Here is a 25,280-nt window from a genome sequence, read left to right as displayed (position 1 = left end):
ATCTCTTTATGCCAGAACTTCCAGAGGTAGGGGTCACCAGACTTGGAATCGCCCCCACCTTGAGGGGCGTAAAGTTAGCGCCGTCAAAATTATTGATGGGCGCTTGCGTTGGCCCGTGCCCACCAACCTAACTAAAAACTTACCTGGGCAAAAAGTAAGCTCCATAGAGAGGCGTGGGAAGTATCTTCTATTGGAAATGGATACAGACTATTTGCTCATTCATTTGGGTATGACGGGAACTCTACGGGTGCTCCCAAGTTCAGATTCTCTCAAGACGCATGATCGAGTAACGCTCGAGTTTGGCAAGTTGAGTTTGCGTTTGCATGATCCTCGAAAATTTGGCGCTGTTTTGTGGCATCCCAAATTAAAAGGACCCATTGAAAAATTTACTCTATTGCAAAAACTAGGGGTAGAACCTTTTTCTCCAGAGTTTTCTGGTGAACTAGGCGCGAAGGTCTTGTATCAAACATCCCGCAAGCGTAGTGTTGCCGTAAAGCACTTTCTATTAGCTGGTCAGGTTGTTGTTGGTGTTGGCAATATTTACTGTTCAGAGGGTTTGTTTGAGGCGGGCATTCATCCCGCGAAGGCGGCTGGTAAGCTAACTCGACCGCAATGTTCCCGTCTCGCGAAAGCGGTTAGATCGATACTAAAAAAGCGATTGATGCTGGTGGCAGTTCATTAAAAGATTTTGTAAATAGTGATGGCGATCCGGGACACTTCATGGTTCAAACTAAGGTCTATGACCGCAAAGGCTTGCCATGTAAGGCATGTAAAACACCCATTAGCCAGATAGTGCAGGGCCAGCGCTCTACCTACTTTTGTCCTCAATGTCAAAAACGCTGATTAAAACATTCGCACCCAAGTTAATTGCTTGGCATGCAATCAGCGGGCGCTCGGGCTTGCCTTGGCTGGGCAATCGTGATCCTTACGCTGTCTGGGTTTCTGAGATCATGTTACAACAAACTCAGGTGGCCACAGTCCTAGAGCGCTACCCGCGTTTTATAAAGCGCTTTCCAACTGTCAAAAAATTAGCTGCTGCTGATATTGATGAGGTATTAGCGGAGTGGGCGGGTTTGGGCTACTACTCTCGTGCGAGAAATCTGCATGCCTGTGCCAAGCAAGTGATGGCGGAGTTTGACGGGGAGTTTCCAGGTGATCCCGTTTTGCTGGAGCAATTAAAAGGGATTGGGCGTTCTACTGCTGGCGCGATTGCTGCTTTTGCTTTTCATGAAAGAGCGCCAATTTTGGATGCCAATGTCAAACGCATTCTGGCGCGTTTATTTGCCATCGATGGGGCTATTCAAGAAAAAGCAGTGAACGATCAACTGTGGAGCTTGGCAACGGATTTGCTGCCGATCAAACCTACTGATATGCCGGTGTATACGCAAGCGTTGATGGATTTTGGAGCAACCTGGTGTATATCGCGTAAACCAGTTTGTTTAGGTTCTGAAAAGAAATGCCCATTCACAAAAGATTGTCGGGCCAATTTAAGCGATCAAGTGCTTTTGCTTCCACAAAAAACAAAGAAGACAAAATCTCCCGAATTCAATTGCGATATGTTGTTAATACGTTGGGGTAATTCGGTGCTTTTGCAGAAACGTCCCAGCAAAGCCATCTGGGGTGGGCTCTGGTCTTTGCCTGAATCACCTTGGGTGTCCAGGGCGGCTGGCACTACAGAGGCTTGTTTAACTCCGCAGGAGCTTTTTAAGGCAACTTTGCCCGAAGAGAAGATTGCGGCATTAACTAAGGCTTGTAAATCGGTAATCAGGGTGAATGAAGTAAAGCATGTATTTACTCATCGGCGTTTATGGATGCGCATTTGGCAGACAAACACCCCAAAAGAATTAACCTTTTTAAATTCAGATTTGAAGTGGGTGGCCTTAAGTCAGCTGGGACGTTATGGCCTCCCGCAGCCGATTAAACTTTTGCTGCAGGAATTGAGTCTAGTTCGCGATGACGATCTAAAAAGTTAAGTGGTAAGTTGCTAAAGTCTTTTTGATTGCGAAAGTATTCGCCGAGTCTATTTACGAGATAGACCGAGCGATGTTGACCTCCGGTGCAACCAATAGCCACTGTTAAGTAACTACGGCCATCCGCTATATAGTGCGGAAGCCAGCGATGAATAAATTGCGTGATATCGGCTTCCATATTCACGACTTCTGGAATTTTTTCCAAGAACTCTTTGACCGGCTTGTCGTTGCCGGTCAGCGGACGCAATACTTTGTCATAGTGGGGGTTTGGAAGGCAGCGTACATCAAAAACCAAATCCGCCTCACTAGGTACGCCTTTTTTAAAGCCAAACGATTCAAAGACAACAGTAAGGCCCGCGGGCTTGTCTTTGAGAAGATCTTGAATCCAGTAGCGCAGCGCATGAGCAGATATGTTGCTGGTGTCAATGCTATGGGCCTGGGCGCGCAAGGGTTCTAATAGGCTGCGCTCTTTTTCAATCGCCTCGATGAGGGTTGCTGATTGAGATTGCTTAGCGCTGGAAGATAAAGGGTGACGACGACGGGTTTCTGAAAAGCGCTGTATCAGAGTATTGGTATCGGCATTTAAGAAAACTACTCGAACCTGATGATTTTTACGTAAGCTCTCAAGAATTGATGGCAGGTCTGCAATAGATTGCCAACGTCGAGCATCTATCGCAACCGCCACTTGTTCACACTGCGCTTTTTCAAGAGTGGAGATGAGGTTTTCTAGAAGCGAAACCGGAAGATTGTCGACACAGTCATATCCCGCATCTTCAAAAGCCCTCAGGGATACCGATTTACCTGAGCCTGAGATTCCGGTAATCAGATTAATCTGCATGGCTTAAAGTAAGCGACCTTGTGACTTGACTGCATCTGCTTCCGCATTCATCTGAACGCGCTGACGTTCAATGAATTCCTTCAGGGTATCAATTCCCCGAAGCTGCAAAATCGTATTGCGTACCGCTGCTTCAACAAGTACCGCTAAGTTACGACCAGCTGCCACTTGAATCTTGACGGTGCGAATCGGAATGCCTAAGACATCGATATGTTGGGCTTCCAGAGGCAGGCGTTCGAACTCACCATCGTTTCTGCGGACGAGTTGAACAATGAGGCGAAGTTTTAATTTGCGACGAACGGCGGTTTCGCCAAAGATCGTGCGAATGTCTAGCAATCCTAGGCCACGCACTTCAAGCAAGTTACGTAAGATGACTGGGCAACGGCCCTCAATGTAATCGGGACCTAAACGTGCAAAGTCAACCGCATCATCCGCTACTAAACCGTGCCCACGAGAAATCAATTCAAGACCTAATTCGCTTTTTCCAAGCCCCGATGCACCGGTGAGGAGGACTCCTAGCCCTAGGATGTCCATAAAGACGCCATGCATCGTAATTTGCGGGGCGCCAATTTTGGTTAGGTAGGTGCGTAAGTGATCAATTACCTCTGCGGCGGAAATTGCAGTGGTGAATAAAGGTGTTGAAGAACGCTGACAGAACAATTGCAAGTCGGGGTCTGCGCTTTTGCCGTCAGCGACAATGACGCAGGGTGGCGTTTTGGAGATCAAGCTGGCAATTTGATCTTGCCTTTGTTTTGGCTCTAAGGCGGCGTGGTAATCAACCTCTTGCTCACCAAAGATTTGAATGCGGCTTGGGTGAATGAGGTTTAAGTGACCCACCAAGTCTGAGCTGGCAGCTGCCGCTTTTACGGCCTCTGGCGGAAAGGTGCGATCGACACCCTCTAGGCCGCCAATCCAGGAAAGTTTTAAATCTGAAACGTTGTCATCAAAAATCTGATGAGCAGTTACTCCGTCTAGGAGCAAGGGCTGAGTCACTTTGCTGTACCCCAGTGTTGCAGAAGCTCGCAAACTTTTGCAGGGTCCGCGGATGACAGCAAGTTCTGGCGAGCATCTGCATCCGATAGTATCTGAGCAATCGAAGATAAGATGTCTAAATGTTGCTGAGTAGCTTTCTCAGGAACTAATAAGAAAATCAGAATCGATACCGGTTCGTCATCAGGTGCGGCAAATTCGATCGGGTCTTGTAAGCGCATAAAGGCCGCACTCGGCTGCTTTAGGCCTTTAACTCGGCCATGGGGAATCGCTACGCCGGCGCCTAGTGCGGTAGAGCCTAGGTCTTCACGAGCATTCAGGAACTCCACCACGGAATTTGTCTCGATGCCGGTTTGTTTGGCGAATAAGTCTCCGGCGGCTGCAAATGCATCAGACCTGCTTTTGGCGGGAATGTCTAATGCAATGCAGTCGGGAGTAAAAAGATTGGTCAGGGCATCCATGTAAATTGATTATAGGTGTCCTGACGAACGGAATCACTCAAAATGCTTTTCATGATGGTGATACTGGATTTTTTCTTTGTGTTTGACAACCTGACGTTCCAGCTTATCAACCACTGCGTCCATTGCGTGATAGAGGTCGGCATTGTGCGCCTCAGCGAACAAGTCCTTCCCCTTAAGGTGAATAGTGATCTCAGCACTTTGGCGTAAATCTTTTTCTTTGGCTTTATCCACCACCAAGAAGGCGGACACATCAATCACATGATCAAAGTGCTTACGAATTTTGGCTAGTCCCGCCTCAAGATGAGAGCGCATGGCAGGGGTCACTTCCACATGACGGCTATTAATTTTCAAATTCATTAGCGATTCCTTTGATAGATGCTATAGATGCGTGCGCATACTGATGCCCGGGGTGCGCAGCAAGCCCCTGTAATTTTTGAGCTGTTTTTTTTGGAAAATAAACCATGTGCCTCCAGCGTATCAGCGAATTTGCTGAAAACCAAGAGGGAAAAGCAAAATTTATTATTTAAAAAGTAAGAAGCCTTGCTTGGCTTACATCCGGAAGTTTTCGCCCAGATAGACTCTTCTAACGGCATCGTTCTGAATAATCTGGTCTGGCTTCCCTTCGGCCAATACGCTACCTTCACTGATGATGTAAGCGTGATCGCAGATGCCTAGGGTTTCGCGGACATTATGGTCGGTGATGAGCACCCCAATTTGGCGGTCTCTCAGGAAGCGCACAATTCGTTGAATTTCCCCAACAGCAATAGGGTCAACGCCGGCAAAGGGTTCGTCTAACAAGATAAATTTTGGCTGGGAAGCCAATGCTCTCGCAATCTCCACGCGTCTACGCTCTCCGCCAGATAGAGACAGGGCTGGATTATTGCGAAGATGACTAATTTGGAGATCGCCTAAGAGTTCATCTAGCCGATTGGCAATCTCAGCCTTGCTGATGGGTTTGCCGCCTTGAACTTGTAGCTCAAGAACGGCTTGGATATTTTCAGCTACATTGAGCTTTCTAAATACGGAAGCTTCTTGAGGCAAGTAAGAGAGGCCCATGCGGGCTCTTTCATGAATAGGCAAATGGGTAATATCAGTCCCATCTAAAACAATGTTGCCGCCATCCAATGGAACAAGTCCAACAATCATATAGAAGGAGGTTGTTTTGCCGGCGCCATTTGGGCCAAGCAAGCCAACCACTTCTCCACATCTCATCTGTACGGATACATCTCGAACCACAGTTCTAGAGCCATAACGTTTTTGAAGGTTATGGGCGCTGAGTGTGGGCGCATGATTGGCTTTAGTTAAATCCGTTGTCATTTCTCTAGTGTTGCTTTTCGTCTTGGTAAAAGAATGGCTCTTGCTAAGGGTGGGTCTTCTGGCTTCGCATCTTTTGGGGGTACGACCCGATAGGATTGCTTAACATCATCGTACTCAATTCTCCAGCCATTGAGTTGGTCGAGCATTTGCATGTTGAGCAAGCGCTTCAAACTGGCATCGCCTGTGAGGGTTAAGAACTCAGTCTTTGCATCATAAGTCACCTGCGCGCCTCGTCCTTGCATAAACTCGTCTGCCACTCCTTCGCGGCGCTGTCTAAAGCTCGCCACTTGTTCGGGGGTGCCTACGACATCGACAAACTCGTAACCTTGAGGGTCTACTGCAATATGGCCATCCTCGCCGGTAACGATGATGCTGCCCTTAATGAGTAAGATTTGACCATTGAGGTCATAGACTTGCTTGACGTCATTTGCAGACACTTTTTCCGCTTCGAGTATGACGGGCTTATCTTGATCTGCTTTTTCGGCATAAGCAGGAATGGCAATAAAAGTACCCAAAACAAGAGAGAGAAAAAGGGTGACAACAACACGAGGTAGCAATAAATTGAATGCAAACATATTTATGGATTGCTCCGTGGGGCGCGTTCTATGCGCCCTTTGACTTGACCACTGAGCACCATGCTTTGTTCGACATTGTTAAAGACTCCGCCATCTGTGGAGCGCATGATCGACATCCCCTGCTCAAGGGTAATTGGTCTATCAGTTTCAATAATGTCATCGTTGATCAATACTCTGAAATAGCTCGAGCTAGCCAACATCCTTAGGGTGGCCGGCTGTGATGCAGTCGCATCCTGAGCTGGGCGAAAGATCGTAGCGTTGTCATTTAAATCCAAAATAGTGAGATCCCCATCAAGATGCCCAGTATCGGACTTAACGGTTACCGGCGCCTTTTCAGTCTGAAACAGGCGCATGCGAGGCGTCAGGATGTCGATAGAAGCGTCGTCATCGTAGTGAGTTACCTTCACACCCAGAATGCGATATTTGGTGTTGCCTAATTCATTTAAAGCGGAGAGTGCTCCGTCCTTAATGGTGTAATCTGGCTCGTGGAGACATACGCGATCTAAAGGGGATTTTTCAAGAGGGGTATTTTTTTGTACCAACCAATAAGTTGCTAGCGTGAGCGCCCCCATCAAAATTAATGGCAATAGGCGCAAGAGTGTGCGAGCAATACCAAGTTTGATTTGCTGAGGGTTGAGTTGCATTACTTAGCTGCGCGCCTTAGTGAGGAGTGCTTCATAACGACCTTGTGCTTTGAGAATGAAATCACATGCTTCGCGTACGGCGCTATTGCCGCCACTTTGGGTTGTTACTAAATGCGAAAACTCTTTAACCGCCTCGTGACCTTGTGCTGGACAAATTCTCAGACCGGCGTGTTTCATCATTTGCAGGTCTGGCCAATCATCTCCCATCACAGCGCAATCTGCTGAAGTCAGGCCTAAAGATTTAATAACCTCTTCCAATGCGATCGCCTTTTTCTCAACGCCCATGTGAACGTGTTTAATGCCTAGCTCTTCGCAGCGAGCCAAAACCATCTTGGAATTTCTGCCGGTGATGATGGCGGTTGGAATGCCGCACTGCTCTAGTAATTTGATGCCTAATCCATCTTGAATATCAAAGGCTTTTAAGGCTTCTTTACCATCGGCGCTAATCCAGACTTGCCCGTTTGTTAGCACGCCATCCACATCTAAAACCAAGATTTTTACTTTGCTAGCGCGATCCCAAGCTTGTGGGTATTGGGCTAGGGGGTTGGTGTTATGAGTATTAAAGGTGCTAGGCATGAGAAAGTTCGATTGCTAAAAAATTAAATCACTTTGGCTGCGAATAAATCATGCAGATTTAAAGCGCCCAGCAAATGACCTTTATCGTCAGTAACGACGAGATGATTGATGCGATGTTTTTCCATCATTTCAATCGCTTCTTCAGCGAGTAACTCTGCTAGAATCGTACGTGGGTCAGCAGTAGTGGCGCTTGCGAGTTTGATGTCGCCAAGATTGGTTGTCTTTTCTAAAAGACGACGTAAATCACCATCAGTCAATATGCCAAATACTTTTTCTTTGTCATCCAAGATAACAACCATACCCATCCGTTTTGCAGTCATCTCCAATAGAGCATCTTGCAGCGAGGCATTGATGGAAATCTTCGGCGTATCAGCAAGGCTGCGCATCACTTCACTCACATTCATGAGTTGTTTGCGTCCTAGTCTGCCACCAGGATGAGATCGAATAAAGTCTGCAGCCTCAAAACCTCGGGCGTCTAACAAGGCGACTGCCAATGCGTCACCCATTGCAAGGGCTGCGGTTGTGCTGGTGGTGGGCGCCAGATTTAAAGGGCATGCTTCTTTTTCAACGCTGGTATCGAGATGAGCATCCGCGAGCTTGGCAAGAGAAGAATTCGGTGCGCCAGTAAGGGCAATCAGTTTTGCGCCAGTGCGCTTCACTATGGGGACAATAGTGAGAAGCTCGTCTGTTTCGCCCGAGTTAGAGAGCGCCACAAATACATCATCTCTAGTGACCATACCTAAATCACCATGACTGGCTTCGGCGGGATGAACAAAAAAGGCGGGGGAGCCGGTAGAGGCGAAGGTAGCGGCAATTTTCCGGGCAATATGACCCGACTTGCCGATGCCTGATACGACTATTCTGCCTTTGCAGCCATGTAACAGTTCTACCGCCAATATAAGGGCGTCCGCATTGACCCCTTCCAGGCGATCACGTATTGTTTGCAGTGCAGCAGCCTCAATAGTGAGGGTGTCGCGCGCAAGCGTTAGAGTACGTTCACGATTCTTAGCTATCATCGAGTAAGTATATATGCCGTCAGTCCTTCAATTAACCCTCATTCTCCTGGCCTCGGGTGTGGCCGGAGTGGTTATTTTCCGCTATTTTGGTTTGCCCCCTATTTTGGGCTATTTGGCTATTGGTGTCCTAATTGGCCCACATGCCTTTGGTCTGGCAAATGATTCAGCCACAGTCAAGTATTTGGCTGAATTTGGCGTCGTTTTCTTGATGTTCTCAATTGGCCTGGAATTTAACCTGAATAAATTGCGGGCCATGCGATTGATCGTATTTGGTCTTGGCGGTAGCCAAGTCATTCTGACCATGTTGTTGGCTATCCCGGCAAGCTTGGTGATGAATTGGATTTACCCCCTTTCTTGGCATGCCGCAATTGCCTTGGGTGGAGCGCTGGCAATGTCATCAACCGCAATTGTGACGAAGTTAATTTCGGATCGCGCTGAATTAGAAACTGAGCATGGCCGCAATGTCGTGGGTATTTTGTTGTTCCAAGATTTGGCAGTGGTCTTTTTATTGATCTTGCTGCCCTCGCTCGGAAAAAATCCTTCAGACTTATTTGTAGCGCTTACCGCGGCATCGATCAAAATCACTGTTGCTTTGGTATTGATTTTCTTTATTGGCCAAAGCTTGATGAGTCATTGGTTTAGGTTGGTTGCCAAACTGCGCTCACAAGAGCTATTCATGCTCAACCTCTTGTTGATCATTCTAGGTATGGCGGGTCTAACTGAGCACTTCGGATTGTCCTTGGCGCTTGGCGCATTCTTGGCTGGCATGTTGATCTCTGAAACGCCTTATCGTCATCAGGTGGAAGAGGATGTCAAACCGTTCCGCGATGTTCTACTTGGCCTGTTCTTTATTACGATTGGTATGCTGCTCGACTTCAATGTCATTCGCGACCAATGGGTGCTGGTTCTGCTCTTGTTGGTCGGCCCCCTGGCCTTTAAGTTCAGCCTAATCGCCTTGTTATCCAGGGTCTTTGGCTCAAGCCCGGGGATCTCCATTAGAACGGGCTTGTGCTTGACTCAGGCGGGTGAATTCGGTTTCGTATTGCTGAATCAAATTGATGGTCTGGATTTGGTTGACCCTACTTTGAGTCAAGCGGTATTAGCCGCAATGTTGATCTCCATGTTCTGCGCGCCATTTCTCATTGAATACAGCGATCGCATCGCGATGCGCTTCTCCAGTAATGAATGGTTACTGCAATCGCTCGCACTTACTCGCGTTGCCGCGAAGAGTGTTCGCAATGCAAACCACGTTGTCATTTGTGGTTTTGGTCGCTCGGGTCAAAGTTTAGCGCGCATGCTAGATCAAGAAAAAATTCCCTACATCGCATTAGATTTAGATCCTGACCGGGTTAAAGCAGCTGCCGCTGCTGGTGACAATGTAGTTTATGGCGATGCCAGTTGTGAAAACTATTTGGTGGCTGCTGGTTTATCCAGAGCGAAAGCGGTGGTGATCACTTACGCAGATACTGCAGCAAGTATGCGAGTACTTCGTCAGGTGGAGCACTTGCGCCCAGGGATGACTGTCTTGGTCCGCACTAGGGATGATGCAGATATCGCTAAGCTTCAAGCTGCTGGCGCTACTGAAGTCGTGCCTGAACTCATTGAGGGCAGTCTGATGATTGCCTCACACGTGTTGCTCATTATGGGTGTGCCGATGCGTAAGGTGGTGCGGCGGATCACAACCGCCCGTGAGGAGCGCTATAGCTTGTTAAGGGGCTACTTCCGCGGTGCTGCAGATGATGACTTTGGCTCAAATGAGTCCTGGCGTTTACACGCGATTACTTTGTTGCCACATTCACAGGCAATCGGCAAAACCTTGAGCGAGCTGGACCTTGATAAAGAGGGCGTTAATGTTCAAGCGGTGCGTCGCAAAGGTCGTAATGCGGATTATGTGAAGCTAGAGCCAACTCTGGATTTGCGACTGGAATCCAATGACATCTTGGTGATCTCAGGTAATTCAGAGGCAACCGATTTGGCTGAAGCCAAATTAATCTGAGATCGATAAAGCTCGCAATACGAGATTGCTAGCCCACACTATTTTTTCTTTTTACTGGCTACGGGCGCCGGTGCTTTACGAGTTAACAATGGTGCCAAGTAGCGACCAGTAAAGCTCACTTCATTCTTCGCAACCTCTTCAGGTGTACCGGTAGCAATAATCTGTCCGCCACCAGCACCGCCTTTAGGGCCTAAGTCAATAATCCAGTCAGCCGTTTTAATGACATCGAGGTTGTGCTCAATAATCACAATCGTGTTACCTTGTTGCTTGAGCGTTTGAATGACGGTTAACAGGAGCTGAATGTCATGGAAATGCAAGCCAGTAGTTGGCTCATCCAGGATGTATAATGTTTTGTTCGTATCGCGCTTAGAGAGTTCAAGTGAGAGCTTCACGCGCTGTGCTTCGCCACCAGATAGGGTAGTTGCACTTTGTCCTAGCTTGACGTAACCCAAACCCACATCCAGTAGTGTTTTGAGTTTGCGATTGACTACAGGAACCGCCTCAAAGAATTTATGCGCTTGTTCGATAGTCATCGACAGCACTTCATGAATATTTTTGCCTTTGTAGCGAATGTCTAAGGTTTCGCGGTTGTAGCGCTTGCCATGACAAACATCGCAGGGCACATACACATCTGGTAAGAAGTGCATTTCGACTTTGAGAACGCCATCGCCCTCGCAAGAATCACAGCGACCGCCTTTGACATTAAAAGAGAAGCGACCCGCTTCATAGCCGCGCTCGCGTGAGGCAGGAGCGCCAGCAAATAGCTCTCTGATAGGGGTAAAGAGGCCCGTGTAGGTTGCAGGGTTGGATCTTGGTGTTCTGCCAATAGGGGATTGGTCAACGCTCATGACTTTATCAAAGTGCTCTAGGCCTTTGATGGCATCGTGCGCTGCTGGTTCGGCGTTCGAACCATAAAGATGTTGAGCAACCGCATGATGCAAGGTGTCGTTAATTAACGTGGATTTACCTGAGCCAGATACCCCTGTGACACAAGTTAACAATCCAACTGGAATCTTGGCGTGCACAGATTGCAGATTATTGCCGCGTGCGCCGATGATTTCTAAAAAGCGATCGTTTACTGGAATTCGTTTTTCAGGAACAGCGATTGCTTCGCGCCCAGCCAGATAGGCGCCAGTTAACGATTTGGTATTTGCCTCCACTTCCGCGGGTGTACCTTGAGCTACAACTTCACCACCATGAACTCCAGCACCGGGGCCAATATCAATGACCCAGTCGGATGCGCGAATCATATCTTCATCGTGCTCCACCACTAAAACGCTGTTCCCTAAATCGCGTAGATGCTTGAGAGTGCCGATTAAGCGATCATTATCGCGTTGATGTAGTCCAATCGAAGGCTCATCTAAGACGTACATCACCCCAGTTAAGCCAGAACCAATTTGACTTGCCAGGCGAATACGCTGGGCTTCGCCGCCTGACAGGGTGTCAGCACTACGCTCGAGAGAGAGGTAATCCAGGCCTACGTCATTTAAGAAGCGTAAGCGAGCGCTAATTTCTTTGACGATCTTGTCGGCAATTTCGCGCTTGGCGCCTTTGAGTTCGAGTGCTTCAAAATATTCTTTGGCTTCTTTTAGTGGCAGGGCGCTGATTTCATAAATGGCACGCGATTGTTTTTTCTCACCCACTTTGACAAAGCGAGCTTCTTTGCGCAAACGGCTACCGTTACATTCTGGGCAGGTTTGCACATTTTGATAGCGCGAGAGTGCTTGACGCACTGTCATGGAATCGGTTTCGCGATAACGTCTTTCAAAGTTGGCGACGATACCTTCAAATGAATGTTCACGAATACTGTTCTTGCCGCGCTCATTGATATATTCAAATGGAATGGTGACGTCACCAGAGCCCAAAAGAATCAGATCTTGTTGTTTCTTGGAAAGTGATTCAAAAGGCTTCTCTACGTCAAAGCCTCCATGCTTGGCAAGGGTTTGCAGTAATTTGAAGTAGAACTGATTACGACGATCCCACCCTTTGATAGCGCCAGAAGCCAGCGATAAATCGGGATGCGCAACGATGCGTTTTGGATCAAAGAAAGACTGATGACCTAGGCCATCACAAGAGGGGCATGCACCCATCGGGTTATTAAACGAGAAAAGGCGCGGCTCTAATTCTTGTAGGGAGTAGGAGCACACTGAGCAAGCAAACTTGCTGGAGAAAATCATCTCTTTGCCAGTATCCATATCCACAATCATGGCCTTACCGTCTGCCAGGAGTAGAGCAGTTTCAAAAGATTCCGCTAAACGTTGTTGAATATCAGGACGCACTTTAATACGATCTACCACCACCTCAATCGAATGCTTATCGTTTTTCTTCATCGCGGGTAATTGATCGACTTCAAAAATTTCTGATTTAGCTGTGTTAGCGGTGCCACCACCTGAGCGTACTCGGAAACGCACAAAGCCTTGCGCTTGCAAGTCTTGAAAGAGGTCGACGAATTCGCCTTTACGCTCACTGACTACTGGAGCCAAAATCATTAACTTGGTATCTTTCGGCATCGACAGCACGGTATCAACCATTTGTGAAACGCTTTGCGCTTCTAATGGAAGGTCGTGATCAGGGCAATGCGGCGTACCAGCGCGTGCGAATAACAATCGCAAGTAATCATGAATTTCAGTAACGGTGCCGACGGTTGAACGTGGATTATGGCTAGTTGCTTTTTGTTCGATCGAAATCGCAGGAGAAAGCCCTTCAATCGTGTCGACATCTGGCTTTTCCATCAGCTGTAAGAACTGGCGGGCATAGGCCGAAAGAGATTCAACATAGCGGCGTTGACCTTCCGCATAGAGTGTGTCAAAAGCTAAGGAGCTTTTGCCAGAACCGGATAAACCAGTCAGGACAACTAATTTCTCCCTAGGGATGTCTAGATTGATGTTTTTGAGGTTGTGGGTGCGGGCACCGCGGATCTTGATTTCGTTATTCATGATTTTTTAGCGTAACTTGTTAATATAGCTCTTTCCCATGAATCCTTCTGAACTTCGCTCCACTCTGGCCTTAGCAGGCATTTTTGGCCTCCGTATGCTCGGCCTGTTCTTGCTATTACCCATTTTTAGTATTCATGCGCGGGGTTTGCCCGGCGGCGAGCATGCGCTCTGGGTGGGGTTGACCCTCGGAATCTTCAATATCGTTCAGGCTTGTTTTTACATCCCCCTTGGTCGCCTGTCCGACCGAATTGGGCGTACACCAGTCGTTTTATGGGGGCTCTCCTTATTTGTGGCTGGCGCCCTGATTTGTGCTGCCAAGGATGATTTGCTTTGGATTGCGATTGGTCGAGGAATTATGGGTGCCGGTGCGGTTTCGGCTGCTATCTCAGCTTGGGTGGCCGATTTAACCCGTGAGCAAGTTCGCACTCGAGCAATGGCTTTGGTGGGCGGTAGTATCGCCCTCTCATTTGCCTTGTCTCTGGTGATTGCCGCCCCTATTTATCGCGCAATCAGCCTAGGTGGAATTTTTGTTGTTCTGGCTGTATTGGGCGTGATTGCGATGTTTGTCGCTTATTACGTTTTGCCAACAAGCAAACTCGAAGCCAAAGTTCAGCAAGCTTCTTTGAGGGAAGTATTTTTCCGTCCGGAGTTGATGCGTTTAAATCTAGGTGTGTTTGTATTGCATGCAACACAGGTGGCGATGTTCTTAGTAGTGCCGCGTTTACTAGTGCAGGCAGGATTACCACTTTCTTCGCATTGGGAAATTTATCTTCCAGTCGTGTTGCTCTCATTTGTCTTCATGGCGCCCGCGATTATTTACGGTGAAAAGAGGCAAAAGTTAAGAACAGTCTTGTTAATTGCGATTGTTTTATTGTTGATTGCGGAATCAATCTTTACTCAAGCAAATTCCGTCATGATGATTGCAACGGCATTACTGATTTATTTTGTAGGTTTTAATTTGCTTGAAGCCTTGCAACCTTCGTTGGTGTCGCGTTTTGCCAAAGAATCGAAGGGTACTGCATTGGGTGTTTACAACACTACCCAATCGATTGGCCTGTTCTCAGGAGCAGTTATTGGTGGCTATTTGATGGATAGCCATGGTGATTTATCGGTCTTTGTTATGGGTGCGGCACTCTTAATTTGCTGGATGATAATTGCTTGGTCGATGGGTGAAATACCAACAAGAGCAACTGAATCAAAGGATGTAGCCACAAAGACATAACCGCAGCTTCATTGATTAAATAAAAGCGAGCAGTTTATTTTTTAGTAGTAATAACAGCAGTATTTTTCTTCGGGAGACAACATGGCTTCGGTAAATAAGGTCATCATCGTAGGTAACGTAGGACGTGATCCAGAAACACGTTATATGCCAAGCGGCGACGCCGTTACAAATATTTCAGTAGCAACATCCGATCGCTACAAAGACAAACAAACTGGTGAAATGAAAGAAACCACAGAATGGCATCGCGTTGCATTCTTTGGCAAGCTTGCAGAAATCGCTGGTCAGTACCTCAAAAAAGGTTCACAGGTTTATGTTGAAGGTCGTTTACGTACACGTAAATGGACTGATGCTAGTGGCCAGGAAAAGTATTCCACAGAGATCGTTGCGGAAACAATGCAAATGCTCGGTGGTAAGCCAGTAGGCGGAAGCGGTGATGGTGGCGAAAGCTATGCACGCGCAAAGCCGGCTGAGCAGTCTGCTCCAGCATCATCTAACGCTGCCTCACTAGGCGCTATGGATGACGATATTCCTTTTTGAGAGACCCTCAAGCATTGCGAAATAACTCACCGGTCATTAGCTGGTGAGTTAAGCGCTAAAAACCCATTCTAGGAATTCCTACAAGGGGTTTTTTATTTGCTTACTTTTGGCTTCGTAAATTGTTTACTGCCGTGCGTGTCGAATGTTTTCTGGCCACGGAGAATTGTGATCCGTGCGAAAGGGATTAATGTTCAAGCCGCCACGACGTGTGTAGCGCGCATACACAGATAACTTCTCTGGTGTGCACTGACGCTTGATGTTGGTAAATATAGTTTCCACACAGTGTTCGTGAAATTCTCCTAATTTGCCTAAAGCCAATCATGTAGCGGAATAAACCTTCTTCAAGGATGGGTCTGCCTTGATAGCGAATTTGCACGCTGGCCCAATCAGGCTGCCCAGTAACTGGGCAATTGGATTTGAGAAGGTGAGAAACCAGACATTGCTCAATTGGACCAAAAGATTCATTGACGCCCAGCAGACTTGAGTCCGCTGGTAGGCTGGGATCAATTTCAATATCTAGTCGATCCATCAAAATCCCACCCATTTCTTGCATCCCATTTTTAGAGATGGTTTCCGTTGGGTTGATGCGGGCAGTAATCTTGCTGCCAGAGACGGTCGAGAGGTCTGTGATGGGTCGCTCTTTAACTTCATTCTCATTCTCAAAGCGTGCACTGTTGAGGCTGTTGAGATACAGCTTGAATGACTTGGACTCAATCATGTTCGGTGAGTCAGCAGGAATCTGAAACTCTGCCAAAGCAATTTGAGGCTTGCTTTTTTTATTAAGCCAGCTCAGCTCAAAGGCGTTCCATATATTCACGCCCACAAATGGCAGCACTTGATTTTCTGTAAGACCCAGTTTTTTTCTGTTCTCAATTCTTGGGATGGGGTATAGCAAGCTCGGATCGTATTGATCTGGGTATTGCGTAGATTGACCGAGCGGAAGCGTTGCCATCAATATCTTTTTTCTGTTGATTCGTTCCGTTTAGTTCTTTGGCTTATTCGATACGCCTGACACAACATGACCTGTTGGGGCTACTGATGCGGCAGACTGGCAGTGACCAGTTTGATCATCAAAGAAGAAGTCAGGTTCGAATTCTCGAAGGAACTCGCTCTTGGATAGGCCGCCTAAGAACATCGCCTCATCGACATCAATGCCCCATGCCATCAGAGTGCGAATGGCGCGCTCATGTGCTGGAGCAGAGCGTGCAGTTACTAGTGCAGTGCGAATACGCATTCCGTTTTCACTGGTAGAGCGTTGCAGTCTGTGCAAGGCCTCTAGTAAAGGTTTAAACGGCCCCGGAGGCAAAGGAATATCAACCTTTTTGCTTTCATGGTCGACAAATGCCTCAAGCCCTTTTTTCTGGAAAACTTGTTCTGCTTCATCAGAGAAGAGGACTGCGTCTCCGTCAAAGGCGATGCGAATTTCATTCGGGTGAGATTCAGAGGTTTTGCTCGATTCTGGAAAAACGCGTGCCGCTGGAAAACCGGCATCAATGGTTGCTCGCACATCATCTTCATTGGCAGATAGGAAGAGGTTGGCATGCAATGAGCGTAGGTAGTGATATGGCGGACGTCCCCTAGTAAATACGCCACGCTCTAGGTGCAAGCCATGATGCTCCGCAGAGCGGAAAACGCGTAAGCCGCTAACTGGGTCATTACGAGAAAGAATGACTACCTCAACGCGTTGCTCACCCTCTTCATTAAAGGCGAGCAGCTTCTTAACCAAGGTGAATGCCACGCCTTTTTGAGCAGCCTCGCTAAGGCGCTCAAGCTGGAGCTTCATGTAGGCACTGTCATCGGTTGATTCGAAAATGCGATTTTCTTCTTCGAAATCAAACAGGGCGCGCGAGGAGATCGCGACGACGAGTTTTCCGGTGAGCGTATATGACATTGATGAATAGGGTCTTAGAGGTTCATCTTATTTAAGGAACAAGCGATAAGCAGGGTTATTGCTTTCATCCCCATGTGGATAGCCTAGGCCAGCCAAGAAGCTTTGGAATTTCTTTTGCTCGTTCTTTGGCACTTGAATACCCACCAAGATACGACCGTAGTCAGCACCATGATTGCGGTAGTGGAACAAGCTAATGTTCCAGTTGGGCGCCATGCTGGTTAAAAACTTCATTAAAGCGCCTGGGCGCTCTGGGAATTCAAAACGATAAAGCAATTCATCTTTTGCAAGCGCAGAATGTCCGCCAACCATATGACGTAAATGCGACTTCGCTAGCTCATCGTGAGTTAAGTCAATTGTCGCGAATTTTGCTTTACGGAAATGCTTTGCAATTGCTTCACTATCACCCGCCTTTTGTGTGCTGATGCCAACAAAAATATGTGCTTCACTTTGATCGCCAATTCGATAGTTAAATTCAGTGACATTGCGCTTGCCAAGTAATTCACAGAAGCGTTTGAAAGAGCCGCGCTCTTCAGGAATGGTCACTGCAAATACTGCTTCGCGGAACTCGCCAACATCTGCGCGTTCAGCCACAAAACGCAAGCGGCTAAAGTTCATATTCGCCCCGCAAGCCACAGCCACTAAGGTTTTCTTCTTAATGCGTTTTTTCGCGACATACTTCTTCATGCCCGCAATGGCGAGCGCGCCAGCTGGCTCCAGAATGCTGCGAGTATCAGTGAAAACATCATTGATTGCCGCGCAGATTTCATCGGTATCGACCGTGACAATTTCATCAACTACTTTTTTGCAGATCCGGAAAGTTTCTTTGCCAACCAACTTCACAGCGGTGCCATCAGAAAACAAACCAACATCCTTCATCTCAATGCGCTTATTCGCTTTGAGGGACTGATTCATGGCATCAGAGTCTGATGCTTGAACGCCGATTACTTTTGTCTTTGGGCTAATCGCTTTGATGTACTCACCAATACCGGCGATAAGACCGCCACCACCGATTGCGACAAATACTGCATCTATGGGTTTGTCGTACTGGGTAAAAATTTCATGGGCGATGGTTCCTTGGCCGGTGATGACATCAGGATCGTCAAAGGGGTGAACAAAAGTTAGGCCCCGCTTTTTGCCTAAAACCTCAGAATGCTTAAAAGCATCGCTATAGGACTCGCCATGGAGGATGATTTCTACCCAAGACCCGCCGCGAGCCTTGACGGCATCGATTTTGACGCTAGGGGTGGTCACCGGCATCACAATCACGGCCTTGCACTTCATTTTGGCGGCTGAAAGGGCTACGCCTTGGGCATGATTGCCCGCGGAAGCGGCAATAACCCCGCGTTTTAGGGCTTCTGGGGGTAAATGGGCCATCTTGTTATAGGCGCCACGCAGTTTGAAGGAAAAAACCGGTTGGTTATCTTCTCGTTTTAGGAGAACCTGGTTACCCAAACGCTTAGTCAGTTCTGGGGCGAGCTGAAGTTCGGTTTCCCTGGCTACGTCATAGACGCGAGCCGATAAAATTTTCTTTAAATAGTTCGTTGCCATCTGATGAGCGTACCACGGATGGCTCCTAAGTCATTAGATTTGCAAGGGTTGATCCCTTTTGAGAGCGGCTTTCCAGGAATCCTGCCAGTATCAGGTTTGCTCAATTAAAATGATTATTTATCAAATATGTCGCTATGAACGCCCCACTAGCTTTAAACCAGTTGTTGGACGCTGAGGCGGGTTTCCCCCGTTTGCGTGAAATACCCTACAACTACACCTCCTTTTCCGATCGAGAGATTGTTATTCGCTTATTGGGCGAGGAGTCATGGCGTGTTCTAAATGGATTGCGTGGCGTTCGTCGCACAGGCCGTTCAGCTCGTATGCTTTTTGAGATTCTGGGTGATATTTGGGTGGTTCAGCGTAACCCATTCTTGCAAGATGATTTGCTAGATAGCCTTAATCGCCGCAAGCAGTTAACGGACGCTCTTTGGCATCGTTTGGGTGAAGTCAAGAAACGCAATATTGGCGATTCTGCGGATCAAGTGGAAATTTTATTGAGCGCCGCTTATCGCGCTATTGAAAATTTCGAGAACGGATTTAAAGAAGTTCAGCAGATCCGCAAGCGCGCTCGCAAAGAGTTGGGTCGTCATACCGCTGCGGATAATATTTGTTTTGATGGTGTCTCTCGTGCCGCGCATGTTACTGACGCAACAGACTGGCGTGTTGAATTCCCGCTGGTAGTTTTAAAGCCAGATTATGAATCCGAAATTCCAGGATTGGTGAAGGCTTGTGTTGAATTGGGTCTCACAATTATTCCTCGTGGAGGTGGCACTGGCTATACCGGTGGCGCTATTCCCTTGTATGCGATGTCCGCGGTACTTAATACTGAGAAGCTACAAGATATTGGTGGAGTGAAGCTCAAAAAATTACCAGAGCTTGATCATGAAGTCTCAACGATTTTCACTGGCGCAGGCGTTGTAACGCGTCGCGTATCGGATGCCGCAGAGCATGTTGGTCTTGTGTTTGCGGTCGATCCTACTTCTGCGGATGCAAGTTGTATTGGCGGTAATATTGCGATGAATGCGGGTGGTAAAAAAGCGGTGCTTTGGGGAACTGCTTTGGACAATCTTGCTAGTTGGCGCATGGTTGATCCTCACGGCAACTGGTTAGACGTTGAACGACTTGCCCACAACATGGGCAAGATCCATGATGTAGCAACAGTACGTTTTCAATTGACTTGGTCAGATGGCAATAGTGAGCCAGGTGAACGCATTCTTAAAAAAGAATTATTGGAAGTTGAAGGCAAACGTTTCCGTAAGGAAGGTTTAGGGAAAGACGTTACCGATAAGTTTTTAGCGGGTCTGCCTGGTGTGCAAAAAGAGGGTTGTGATGGCTTGATTACCAGTGCAACTTGGGTATTGCATCGTATGCCAAAGTATATGCGCACCGTTTGTTTGGAGTTCTTTGGACAAGCACGTGAAGCCATTCCAAGTATTTTTGAAATTAAGGCTTACCTCGAAACCCAAAGTAAGCAAGGCGGCCCGATATTGGCTGGTCTTGAGCATTTGGATGATCGCTACTTGCGTGCAGTGGGTTATTCCACTAAATCGAAACGCAATAGCTTGCCAAAGATGGTATTGATTGGCGACATTGCTGGCGATGATGAAGAAGCTGTTGCTGCTGCTACGAGTGAAGTAGTGCGCATGGCCAATTTGCGTGTTGGCGAAGGCTTTGTCGCCGTGAGTGCGGAAGCGCGTAAAAAGTTTTGGTTAGATCGCGCCCGTACGGCGGCCATCGCACGTCATACCAACGCTTTTAAGATCAACGAAGACGTTGTGATTCCGCTGCCGCGCATGGGTGAGTACACCGACGGCATCGATCGCATCAATATTGAGTTGTCACTGAAGAACAAGCTGCAAGTACTAGATGGCCTTGAAAGCTTTTTGAAAAAGAGCGCCTTACCCCTAGGTAAAAGCGATGAGGAATATGAAAGTCCCACTGCGGACATCCTGGGTGATCGCGTTCAGCAGGCCTTAGAGTTAATTGCAAAAGTTCGCACGCGTTGGGCTGAATGGCTGACGCAGATGGATACGTATTTTCCGCAACTGCAAAATTATAGCTTGCGCGCTTCATGGAAAGAAGAAGTACGTTCTGAGTTGCGTATTATTTTTTGCGGTCTCGCATTTGAGCCGATCCTCGCTGAGCTCGAAGCAATTCATAAGAATATTTTGCGCAAGCGTGTATTCGTTGCGTTGCATATGCATGCTGGTGACAGTAACGTGCATACGAATATTCCTGTGAACTCCGATGACTATGAGATGTTGCAAGATGCGCATCGTGCTGTAGATCGCATCATGAAACTAGCGCGCTCGCTAGATGGCGTGATCTCTGGTGAGCATGGCATTGGTATTACCAAGCTAGAGTATTTGACCGAAGCTGAATTAAACGATTTCCGTGGTTATAAAAATCGCGTTGATCCAGAAGGCCGCTTTAATAAAGGCAAGTTGATGCCGCATGCCGATCTCAGCATGGCCTATACGCCAAGCTTTGGTTTGATGGGACATGAGTCGATCATCATGCAGCAAAGCGACATTGGGGCGATTGCGGATAGCGTGAAAGATTGTTTGCGTTGCGGCAAATGTAAGCCTGTTTGCTCAACCCATGTGCCACGAGCAAACCTGCTCTACAGTCCACGCGATAAGATTTTGGCGACTTCATTGTTAATTGAAGCCTTCTTATATGAAGAGCAAACACGCCGTGGCGTTTCGATTCGTCATTGGGAGATGTTTGATGACGTAGCTGCGCATTGCACGGTGTGTCATAAATGTTTAACGCCATGTCCAGTCAAGATTGACTTTGGTGCTGTCACCATGAATATGCGTAATTTATTGCGCAAGATGGGTCAGCAGCGTTTTAATCCAGGGACTGCTGCTTCAATGTTCTTCCTTAACGCCACTAGCCCGGAAGCTATTCATCTCGCGCGTAAGACGATGATTGGTTGGGGTTATAAGTTGCAGCGTTTTGGTAATGATGTGCTGCGGACATTTGCTAAACAACAAACCACGCATCCACCTGCGACGGTGGGTAAACCGAGCGTTAAAGAGCAGGCAATTTTCTTTGTGAACAAGAAGATGCCAGGCAATCTTCCGAAGAAGACTGCGCGTGCCTTGTTGGATATTGAGGATGCAAATTACGTTCCGATTATTCGTGATCCGAAAACGACTTCTGCTGATACCGAGGCGGTGTTTTATTTCCCGGGTTGTGGATCTGAGCGCTTGTTCTCTCAAGTGGGCATAGCGACTCAAGCCATGTTGTGGAATGTGGGTGTACAAACTGTTCTGCCTCCAGGTTATCTTTGCTGCGGTTATCCACAGAGAGGTAATGGCGATTTTGATAAAGCCGAGAAGATGATTACGGATAACCGTGTGTTATTCCATCGTGTTGCCAATACCCTCAATTACTTAGACATTAAGACCGTAGTGGTTTCTTGCGGTACTTGTTATGACCAGCTAGCTGGATATCAGTTTGAGCAAATTTTCCCTGGCTGTCGCATCGTCGATATTCATGAATTCTTGGCGGAAAAGGGTGTCAAGCTTTCTGGTGTCACGGGCGTGAAATACATGTATCACGATCCTTGTCACTCTCCAATGAAATTGCAAGATCCTTTGAAGACCGTGAATGAACTCATTCAGCTAGAAGATGGCAAAGCTATTCAGAAGAATGATCGTTGCTGTGGCGAATCCGGAACTTTGGCTGTGACTCGCCCTGATATTTCTACTCAAGTACGTTTCCGCAAACAAATTGAGATGGAAAAAGGCGCCAATGAATTGCGCAAAGGCGATTTCACTGGCGACGTTAAAGTGCTCACTAGCTGCCCATCCTGTTTGCAAGGCCTTACACGTTTTGATGCGGATAGTGATACAACAGCGGATTACATTGTGGTTGAGATGGCTCACAAGCTGCTTGGTAAAGATTGGATGCAAGACTACGTGGCCAAAGCAAACCAAGGCGGTATTGAGAGGGTTCTCGTTTAATGATGCCAAGCAATATTGTTGTTCATCAGCAATCCAAAGTTTTGGAGCTTTCTTATGAGGATGGGAAAGTCTATCGCTTACCTTTTGAGTTGCTGCGAGTGCTATCTCCATCCGCTGAAGTGCAAGGCCATGGGCCTGGACAAGAAACATTGCAAACGGGTAAGCGTGATGTCTTAATTGCAAACCTTGAGCCTGTGGGTCACTATGCGCTTAAGCCGATCTTTTCAGATGGGCATGAGTCTGGTTTGTACACTTGGGATTACTTATTGTTTTTGGCTGAAAACCAAGAACAATTATGGAAAGAACATTTGGATAAATTGGCTACTGCAGGTCTTGATCGAGACACCCCTATAGCGCAGGCAGGACATTCGCATGACTATTCTTGTGGAAGTCACTAATGAGTAAAACTCACTTCGGATATCAAAGTGTTGATGAGGCCGAGAAGGCGGGTAAGGTTGCTGAGGTTTTTCATTCGGTAGCTAGTAAATACGACGTGATGAATGACTTGATGTCATTTGGGTTGCACCGCGTCTGGAAGAAGATAACGATTGCTCGCGCCAATGTCCGTTCTGGACAAAAAGTGTTGGATATTGCTGGCGGTACAGGTGATTTAGCCGCTGCGTTTGCGAAAGCCGCTGATTGGGGTCGCAATCCGGATGCGCAAGTTTGGTTGAGCGATATCAATGCTTCCATGCTGGGGGTTGGTCGTGATCGCCTCTTAGATCGCGGGATGGCTTTGCCCTGTGTGCAGTTTGATGCTGAAAAAATCCCTTTCCCCAATAATCATTTTGATGTCGTCACTGTCGCTTTTGGTTTGCGCAATATGACTCACAAAGATGTCGCCTTGCGCGAAATGCGCCGTGTCATTAAACCGGGGGGGCGTGTATTGGTATTGGAGTTTTCAAAACCTGATGCCTTTTTGCAGCCGGTATATGACACTTATTCATTCAAGGTTTTGCCTTGGTTGGGAGAAAAGATTGCGCAGGACTCAGAAAGCTATCGCTATTTGGCGGAATCCATTCGCATGCATCCGGATGCCCAAGCTCTCAAAGAAACGATGTTGGGGATGGGTTTTGATGAGGTGGAAACCCACAGAATGACTGGGGGTATCGTTGCCCTACATATTGGTATTAAATACTGATGGTTGTATAGTTTTTAAACTCTTAAAAACTAAAGAAGTTCAGCAGTTATAAGAAGGGGTAAATATCAATGAACAAACATTTTTTCAAAGCGACTCTATTCAGTCTTGCGCTGATATTTGCGACAGTGGGTCATGTAGATGCGGCACGTTTAGGTGGTGGCAAAAGCATTGGTCGCGCACCTAGTGCTCCAATGCAAAAACAAGCTGCGCCAGTTCAGAAGCCTGCGCAGCAAGCGCAACCTGCAGCTCCAGCCAAAACACCTCAAGCGCCTGCGCCTAGTCGTTTTGCCGGCATGGGCGGTATTTTGGGTGGATTGGCAGCCGGCTTAGGAATTGGCTACCTGTTCCATTTTGGATTAGGAGAGGCTGGCTCTTCACTGATTACAGGTTTGCTGATTGGGATGTTGGCGGGCTTTGCAATTATGTTCATCATGCGCAAAATGTTGCCAGCCTTATCTGGTGCCGGACAAAATTCCAATGCGCCTGCCCCAGGCGCGCAGCGTAATTCTGTTGAGATGCCAAGACAGGAGCCGGCCTTTACCCCTGCCGCAAATCCATTTTGTGGGGTGGGGGCTGAGCCTGAGCCATTTCAATCAACCTTGCCCCCAGGCTTTGATCAACAAACATTTCTTGAGAACGCCAAGCAATATTTTGTTACTTTGCAAAAAGCGTGGGATCAAGGCGATCTCGCCTCTTTGCGCGAGTTTACTACGCCAGAAATGTTTGCGACTATTCAGCAGGATTTAGCGGGTCGGTCGGATACAAGTAATCAAACTGATGTCGTGACGATTAATGCGCAACTTTTAGGTATTGAGACGGCAGATGCGCATTATTGCTGTAGTGTTCAGTTCAGTGGCATGATTCGCGAGCAGCAGGGTGCTCCAGCAAGTGATTTCTCCGAAATCTGGAATTTAAGCAAGCCAGTTGATGGCCCTGGTGGCTGGGTACTGGCGGGTATCTCCCAGTTGGTTTAAGCTTGAGGTGCTTTCCGTCGGAAAACCCGCACTTGTGCGGGTTTTTCACACTTATGAATACACATTTTTCAACCACCCATACGATCGCTTCTGGTGCTACTTGCCGGGGAATAAACCACGTTCTTGGAGCTGAGCCTTGGGCCAGGGCTGAATTAGCGCGGCATGAGAATCAAACGATTGTGTTGCGGTTGCCACTGGGTGATCTGTGCTTCGAGATCAAGCCTGATGGCTTGTTGACTAGCCTGCAATCAGTTGATGTCCCTGCGCTCACCTTAGAGGTTTCCGCTAAAGCTTTAAGTGATTTAGCTGGAAGCAGCGGATCATTGCGAGAGCAGGCTTTTAAGGCGGTCAAAATTACTGGTGATGCCGACTTGGCTCAATTATTGGGTCGGCTTGCGGGGCAGCTGCGATGGGAATACGAAGAAGATTTAGCGCGCTTGATGGGCGATGCCCCTGCTAACTTTGCTGTTAGGCATGGCAAAAAGTTGGTTTCTGCTACACGTTCTGCCGCCGCCGATTTGCTGGACAATGTAGTGGAGTATGTGAGTGAAGAGAAAAAAGTGCTTTTAAATAAGCGAGACTTCATGGTTCGTAAATCTGAATTAAGCGCATTGCGTGAATCTGTGGATCGCATGGAAAAGCGCATTCAGCTCTTAGAGCAAAAGGCTAAATAAATC

Annotated in this window: 21 protein-coding genes and 2 pseudogenes; 10 read left to right on the top strand and 13 right to left on the bottom strand. The window is 47.5% G+C overall.

Annotation, left to right across the window (positions count from 1 at the left end; translation table 11 throughout):
* The first annotated feature begins 8 nt into the window (after positions 1–8).
* Both mutM and mutY read left to right on the top strand, forming a co-directional pair.
* Positions 9–843: pseudogene (gene mutM, locus DXE35_RS08145) on the top strand (bifunctional DNA-formamidopyrimidine glycosylase/DNA-(apurinic or apyrimidinic site) lyase).
* Positions 828–1,973, top strand: coding sequence for an A/G-specific adenine glycosylase (mutY, locus tag DXE35_RS08140; RefSeq protein ID WP_114690180.1), 1,146 nt, complete (start codon positions 828–830; stop codon positions 1,971–1,973). The pseudogene mutM and the gene mutY overlap by 16 nt, the downstream one beginning before the upstream one ends.
* Here mutY and rapZ read toward each other — a convergent pair.
* The 9 genes from rapZ to DXE35_RS08095 all read right to left on the bottom strand — a co-directional run bounded on the left by rapZ (position 1,918) and on the right by DXE35_RS08095 (position 8,384).
* A complete protein-coding gene (gene rapZ, locus DXE35_RS08135) occupies positions 1,918–2,808 on the bottom strand; it encodes an RNase adapter RapZ (RefSeq protein WP_114690179.1) in 891 nt (296 codons plus the stop codon). The two genes, mutY and rapZ, sit on opposite strands and share 56 nt — an antisense overlap.
* Before the next feature lie 3 nt (positions 2,809–2,811).
* The gene (gene hprK / locus DXE35_RS08130; protein WP_174220947.1) at positions 2,812–3,786 is read right to left on the bottom strand and encodes an HPr(Ser) kinase/phosphatase; all 975 of its coding nucleotides are present in this window, start codon (positions 3,784–3,786) and stop codon (positions 2,812–2,814) included.
* A gap of 8 nt (positions 3,787–3,794) precedes the next feature.
* The gene (locus DXE35_RS08125) at positions 3,795–4,256 is read right to left on the bottom strand and encodes a PTS sugar transporter subunit IIA (protein ID WP_114690177.1); all 462 of its coding nucleotides are present in this window, start codon (positions 4,254–4,256) and stop codon (positions 3,795–3,797) included.
* Positions 4,257–4,289: 33 nt separating this feature from the next.
* Entirely contained in the window at positions 4,290–4,613 is a 324-nt protein-coding gene (hpf, locus tag DXE35_RS08120) for a ribosome hibernation-promoting factor, HPF/YfiA family (protein WP_114690176.1), read from the bottom strand.
* A gap of 192 nt (positions 4,614–4,805) precedes the next feature.
* A complete protein-coding gene (lptB, locus tag DXE35_RS08115; protein ID WP_114690175.1) occupies positions 4,806–5,573 on the bottom strand; it encodes an LPS export ABC transporter ATP-binding protein in 768 nt (255 codons plus the stop codon).
* Positions 5,570–6,148: an LptA/OstA family protein gene (locus DXE35_RS08110; protein WP_114690174.1), complete on the bottom strand. Its 579-nt coding sequence runs from the start codon at positions 6,146–6,148 to the stop codon at positions 5,570–5,572. Before DXE35_RS08110 ends, lptB begins: the two co-directional genes overlap by 4 nt.
* Before the next feature lie 2 nt (positions 6,149–6,150).
* Positions 6,151–6,792 carry an LPS export ABC transporter periplasmic protein LptC gene (gene lptC / locus DXE35_RS08105; RefSeq protein WP_114690173.1) on the bottom strand — a complete coding sequence of 214 codons (642 nt, stop codon included), beginning with the start codon at positions 6,790–6,792 and terminating at the stop codon, positions 6,151–6,153.
* Between the two features lie 3 nt (positions 6,793–6,795).
* On the bottom strand, positions 6,796–7,368 hold the full coding sequence (locus DXE35_RS08100) for a KdsC family phosphatase (protein WP_114690172.1): 573 nt from the start codon (positions 7,366–7,368) through the stop codon (positions 6,796–6,798).
* Between the two features lie 23 nt (positions 7,369–7,391).
* Positions 7,392–8,384 (bottom strand): KpsF/GutQ family sugar-phosphate isomerase, encoded by a 993-nt coding sequence (locus DXE35_RS08095; RefSeq protein WP_114690171.1) that lies wholly within the window; start codon positions 8,382–8,384, stop codon positions 7,392–7,394.
* A 13-nt stretch (positions 8,385–8,397) separates the two neighbouring features.
* Here DXE35_RS08095 and DXE35_RS08090 point away from each other — a divergent pair, with 13 nt between their 5' ends.
* Positions 8,398–10,380 carry a monovalent cation:proton antiporter family protein gene (locus DXE35_RS08090; protein ID WP_114690170.1) on the top strand — a complete coding sequence of 661 codons (1,983 nt, stop codon included), beginning with the start codon at positions 8,398–8,400 and terminating at the stop codon, positions 10,378–10,380.
* 38 nt (positions 10,381–10,418) lie between these two features.
* Here the strand turns inward: DXE35_RS08090 and uvrA are convergent, their stop codons facing one another.
* Entirely contained in the window at positions 10,419–13,316 is a 2,898-nt protein-coding gene (uvrA, locus tag DXE35_RS08085; protein WP_114690169.1) for an excinuclease ABC subunit UvrA, read from the bottom strand.
* 37 nt (positions 13,317–13,353) lie between these two features.
* On the opposite strand from uvrA, the gene DXE35_RS08080 reads away from it, so the two are divergent.
* Entirely contained in the window at positions 13,354–14,538 is a 1,185-nt protein-coding gene (locus tag DXE35_RS08080; RefSeq protein WP_114690168.1) for an MFS transporter, read from the top strand.
* 81 nt (positions 14,539–14,619) lie between these two features.
* Positions 14,620–15,075, top strand: coding sequence for a single-stranded DNA-binding protein (gene ssb, locus DXE35_RS08075; RefSeq protein WP_114690167.1), 456 nt, complete (start codon positions 14,620–14,622; stop codon positions 15,073–15,075).
* 123 nt (positions 15,076–15,198) lie between these two features.
* On the opposite strand, the pseudogene queF reads toward ssb, so the two are convergent.
* The 3 genes and pseudogenes from queF to ilvA form a co-directional block, all read right to left on the bottom strand.
* Positions 15,199–16,027, bottom strand: a pseudogene (queF, locus tag DXE35_RS08070) (NADPH-dependent 7-cyano-7-deazaguanine reductase QueF).
* A gap of 30 nt (positions 16,028–16,057) precedes the next feature.
* Positions 16,058–16,966: a 5'-nucleotidase gene (locus DXE35_RS08065; RefSeq protein ID WP_114690166.1), complete on the bottom strand. Its 909-nt coding sequence runs from the start codon at positions 16,964–16,966 to the stop codon at positions 16,058–16,060.
* Between the two features lie 27 nt (positions 16,967–16,993).
* Entirely contained in the window at positions 16,994–18,514 is a 1,521-nt protein-coding gene (gene ilvA / locus DXE35_RS08060; protein ID WP_114690165.1) for a threonine ammonia-lyase, biosynthetic, read from the bottom strand.
* Positions 18,515–18,648: 134 nt separating this feature from the next.
* Between ilvA and DXE35_RS08055 the strand changes: the two genes are divergently transcribed.
* From DXE35_RS08055 to DXE35_RS08035, 5 genes are all read left to right on the top strand, one after another.
* On the top strand, positions 18,649–22,488 hold the full coding sequence (locus DXE35_RS08055; protein ID WP_114690164.1) for a DUF3683 domain-containing protein: 3,840 nt from the start codon (positions 18,649–18,651) through the stop codon (positions 22,486–22,488).
* Positions 22,488–22,886, top strand: coding sequence for a gamma-butyrobetaine hydroxylase family protein (locus tag DXE35_RS08050; RefSeq protein WP_114690163.1), 399 nt, complete (start codon positions 22,488–22,490; stop codon positions 22,884–22,886). Before DXE35_RS08055 ends, DXE35_RS08050 begins: the two co-directional genes overlap by 1 nt.
* Entirely contained in the window at positions 22,886–23,629 is a 744-nt protein-coding gene (gene ubiE, locus DXE35_RS08045; protein WP_114690162.1) for a bifunctional demethylmenaquinone methyltransferase/2-methoxy-6-polyprenyl-1,4-benzoquinol methylase UbiE, read from the top strand. Before DXE35_RS08050 ends, ubiE begins: the two co-directional genes overlap by 1 nt.
* Positions 23,630–23,697: 68 nt before the next feature.
* Positions 23,698–24,603 (top strand): Tim44 domain-containing protein, encoded by a 906-nt coding sequence (locus DXE35_RS08040; protein WP_114690161.1) that lies wholly within the window; start codon positions 23,698–23,700, stop codon positions 24,601–24,603.
* Between the two features lie 53 nt (positions 24,604–24,656).
* Positions 24,657–25,277 (top strand): ubiquinone biosynthesis accessory factor UbiJ, encoded by a 621-nt coding sequence (locus DXE35_RS08035; protein WP_114690160.1) that lies wholly within the window; start codon positions 24,657–24,659, stop codon positions 25,275–25,277.
* Positions 25,278–25,280: the final 3 nt, after the last annotated feature.

Origin of the sequence: Polynucleobacter necessarius, assembly GCF_900095215.1 — a bacterium.
GTDB lineage: Bacteria > Pseudomonadota > Gammaproteobacteria > Burkholderiales > Burkholderiaceae > Polynucleobacter > Polynucleobacter necessarius_H.
The sequence above is the reverse complement of the archived record's forward strand: the minus strand, read 5'-3'. Positions and strand labels throughout refer to the sequence as shown.

Coding starts and splice junctions, on each gene's coding strand:
- DXE35_RS08090 (WP_114690170.1), top strand. CDS start 8,398: ATGCCGTCAGTCCTTCAATTAACCCTCATTCTCCTGGCCTCGGGTGTG.
- DXE35_RS08095 (WP_114690171.1), bottom strand. CDS start 8,384: ATGATAGCTAAGAATCGTGAACGTACTCTAACGCTTGCGCGCGACACC.
- rapZ (WP_114690179.1), bottom strand. CDS start 2,808: ATGCAGATTAATCTGATTACCGGAATCTCAGGCTCAGGTAAATCGGTA.
- uvrA (WP_114690169.1), bottom strand. CDS start 13,316: ATGAATAACGAAATCAAGATCCGCGGTGCCCGCACCCACAACCTCAAA.
- DXE35_RS08035 (WP_114690160.1), top strand. CDS start 24,657: ATGAATACACATTTTTCAACCACCCATACGATCGCTTCTGGTGCTACT.
- DXE35_RS08040 (WP_114690161.1), top strand. CDS start 23,698: ATGAACAAACATTTTTTCAAAGCGACTCTATTCAGTCTTGCGCTGATA.
- DXE35_RS08050 (WP_114690163.1), top strand. CDS start 22,488: ATGATGCCAAGCAATATTGTTGTTCATCAGCAATCCAAAGTTTTGGAG.
- hpf (WP_114690176.1), bottom strand. CDS start 4,613: ATGAATTTGAAAATTAATAGCCGTCATGTGGAAGTGACCCCTGCCATG.
- ilvA (WP_114690165.1), bottom strand. CDS start 18,514: ATGGCAACGAACTATTTAAAGAAAATTTTATCGGCTCGCGTCTATGAC.
- ssb (WP_114690167.1), top strand. CDS start 14,620: ATGGCTTCGGTAAATAAGGTCATCATCGTAGGTAACGTAGGACGTGAT.
- DXE35_RS08110 (WP_114690174.1), bottom strand. CDS start 6,148: ATGTTTGCATTCAATTTATTGCTACCTCGTGTTGTTGTCACCCTTTTT.
- mutY (WP_114690180.1), top strand. CDS start 828: ATGTCAAAAACGCTGATTAAAACATTCGCACCCAAGTTAATTGCTTGG.
- DXE35_RS08100 (WP_114690172.1), bottom strand. CDS start 7,368: ATGCCTAGCACCTTTAATACTCATAACACCAACCCCCTAGCCCAATAC.
- DXE35_RS08065 (WP_114690166.1), bottom strand. CDS start 16,966: ATGTCATATACGCTCACCGGAAAACTCGTCGTCGCGATCTCCTCGCGC.
- DXE35_RS08080 (WP_114690168.1), top strand. CDS start 13,354: ATGAATCCTTCTGAACTTCGCTCCACTCTGGCCTTAGCAGGCATTTTT.
- ubiE (WP_114690162.1), top strand. CDS start 22,886: ATGAGTAAAACTCACTTCGGATATCAAAGTGTTGATGAGGCCGAGAAG.
- lptB (WP_114690175.1), bottom strand. CDS start 5,573: ATGACAACGGATTTAACTAAAGCCAATCATGCGCCCACACTCAGCGCC.
- lptC (WP_114690173.1), bottom strand. CDS start 6,792: ATGCAACTCAACCCTCAGCAAATCAAACTTGGTATTGCTCGCACACTC.
- DXE35_RS08055 (WP_114690164.1), top strand. CDS start 18,649: ATGAACGCCCCACTAGCTTTAAACCAGTTGTTGGACGCTGAGGCGGGT.
- DXE35_RS08125 (WP_114690177.1), bottom strand. CDS start 4,256: ATGGATGCCCTGACCAATCTTTTTACTCCCGACTGCATTGCATTAGAC.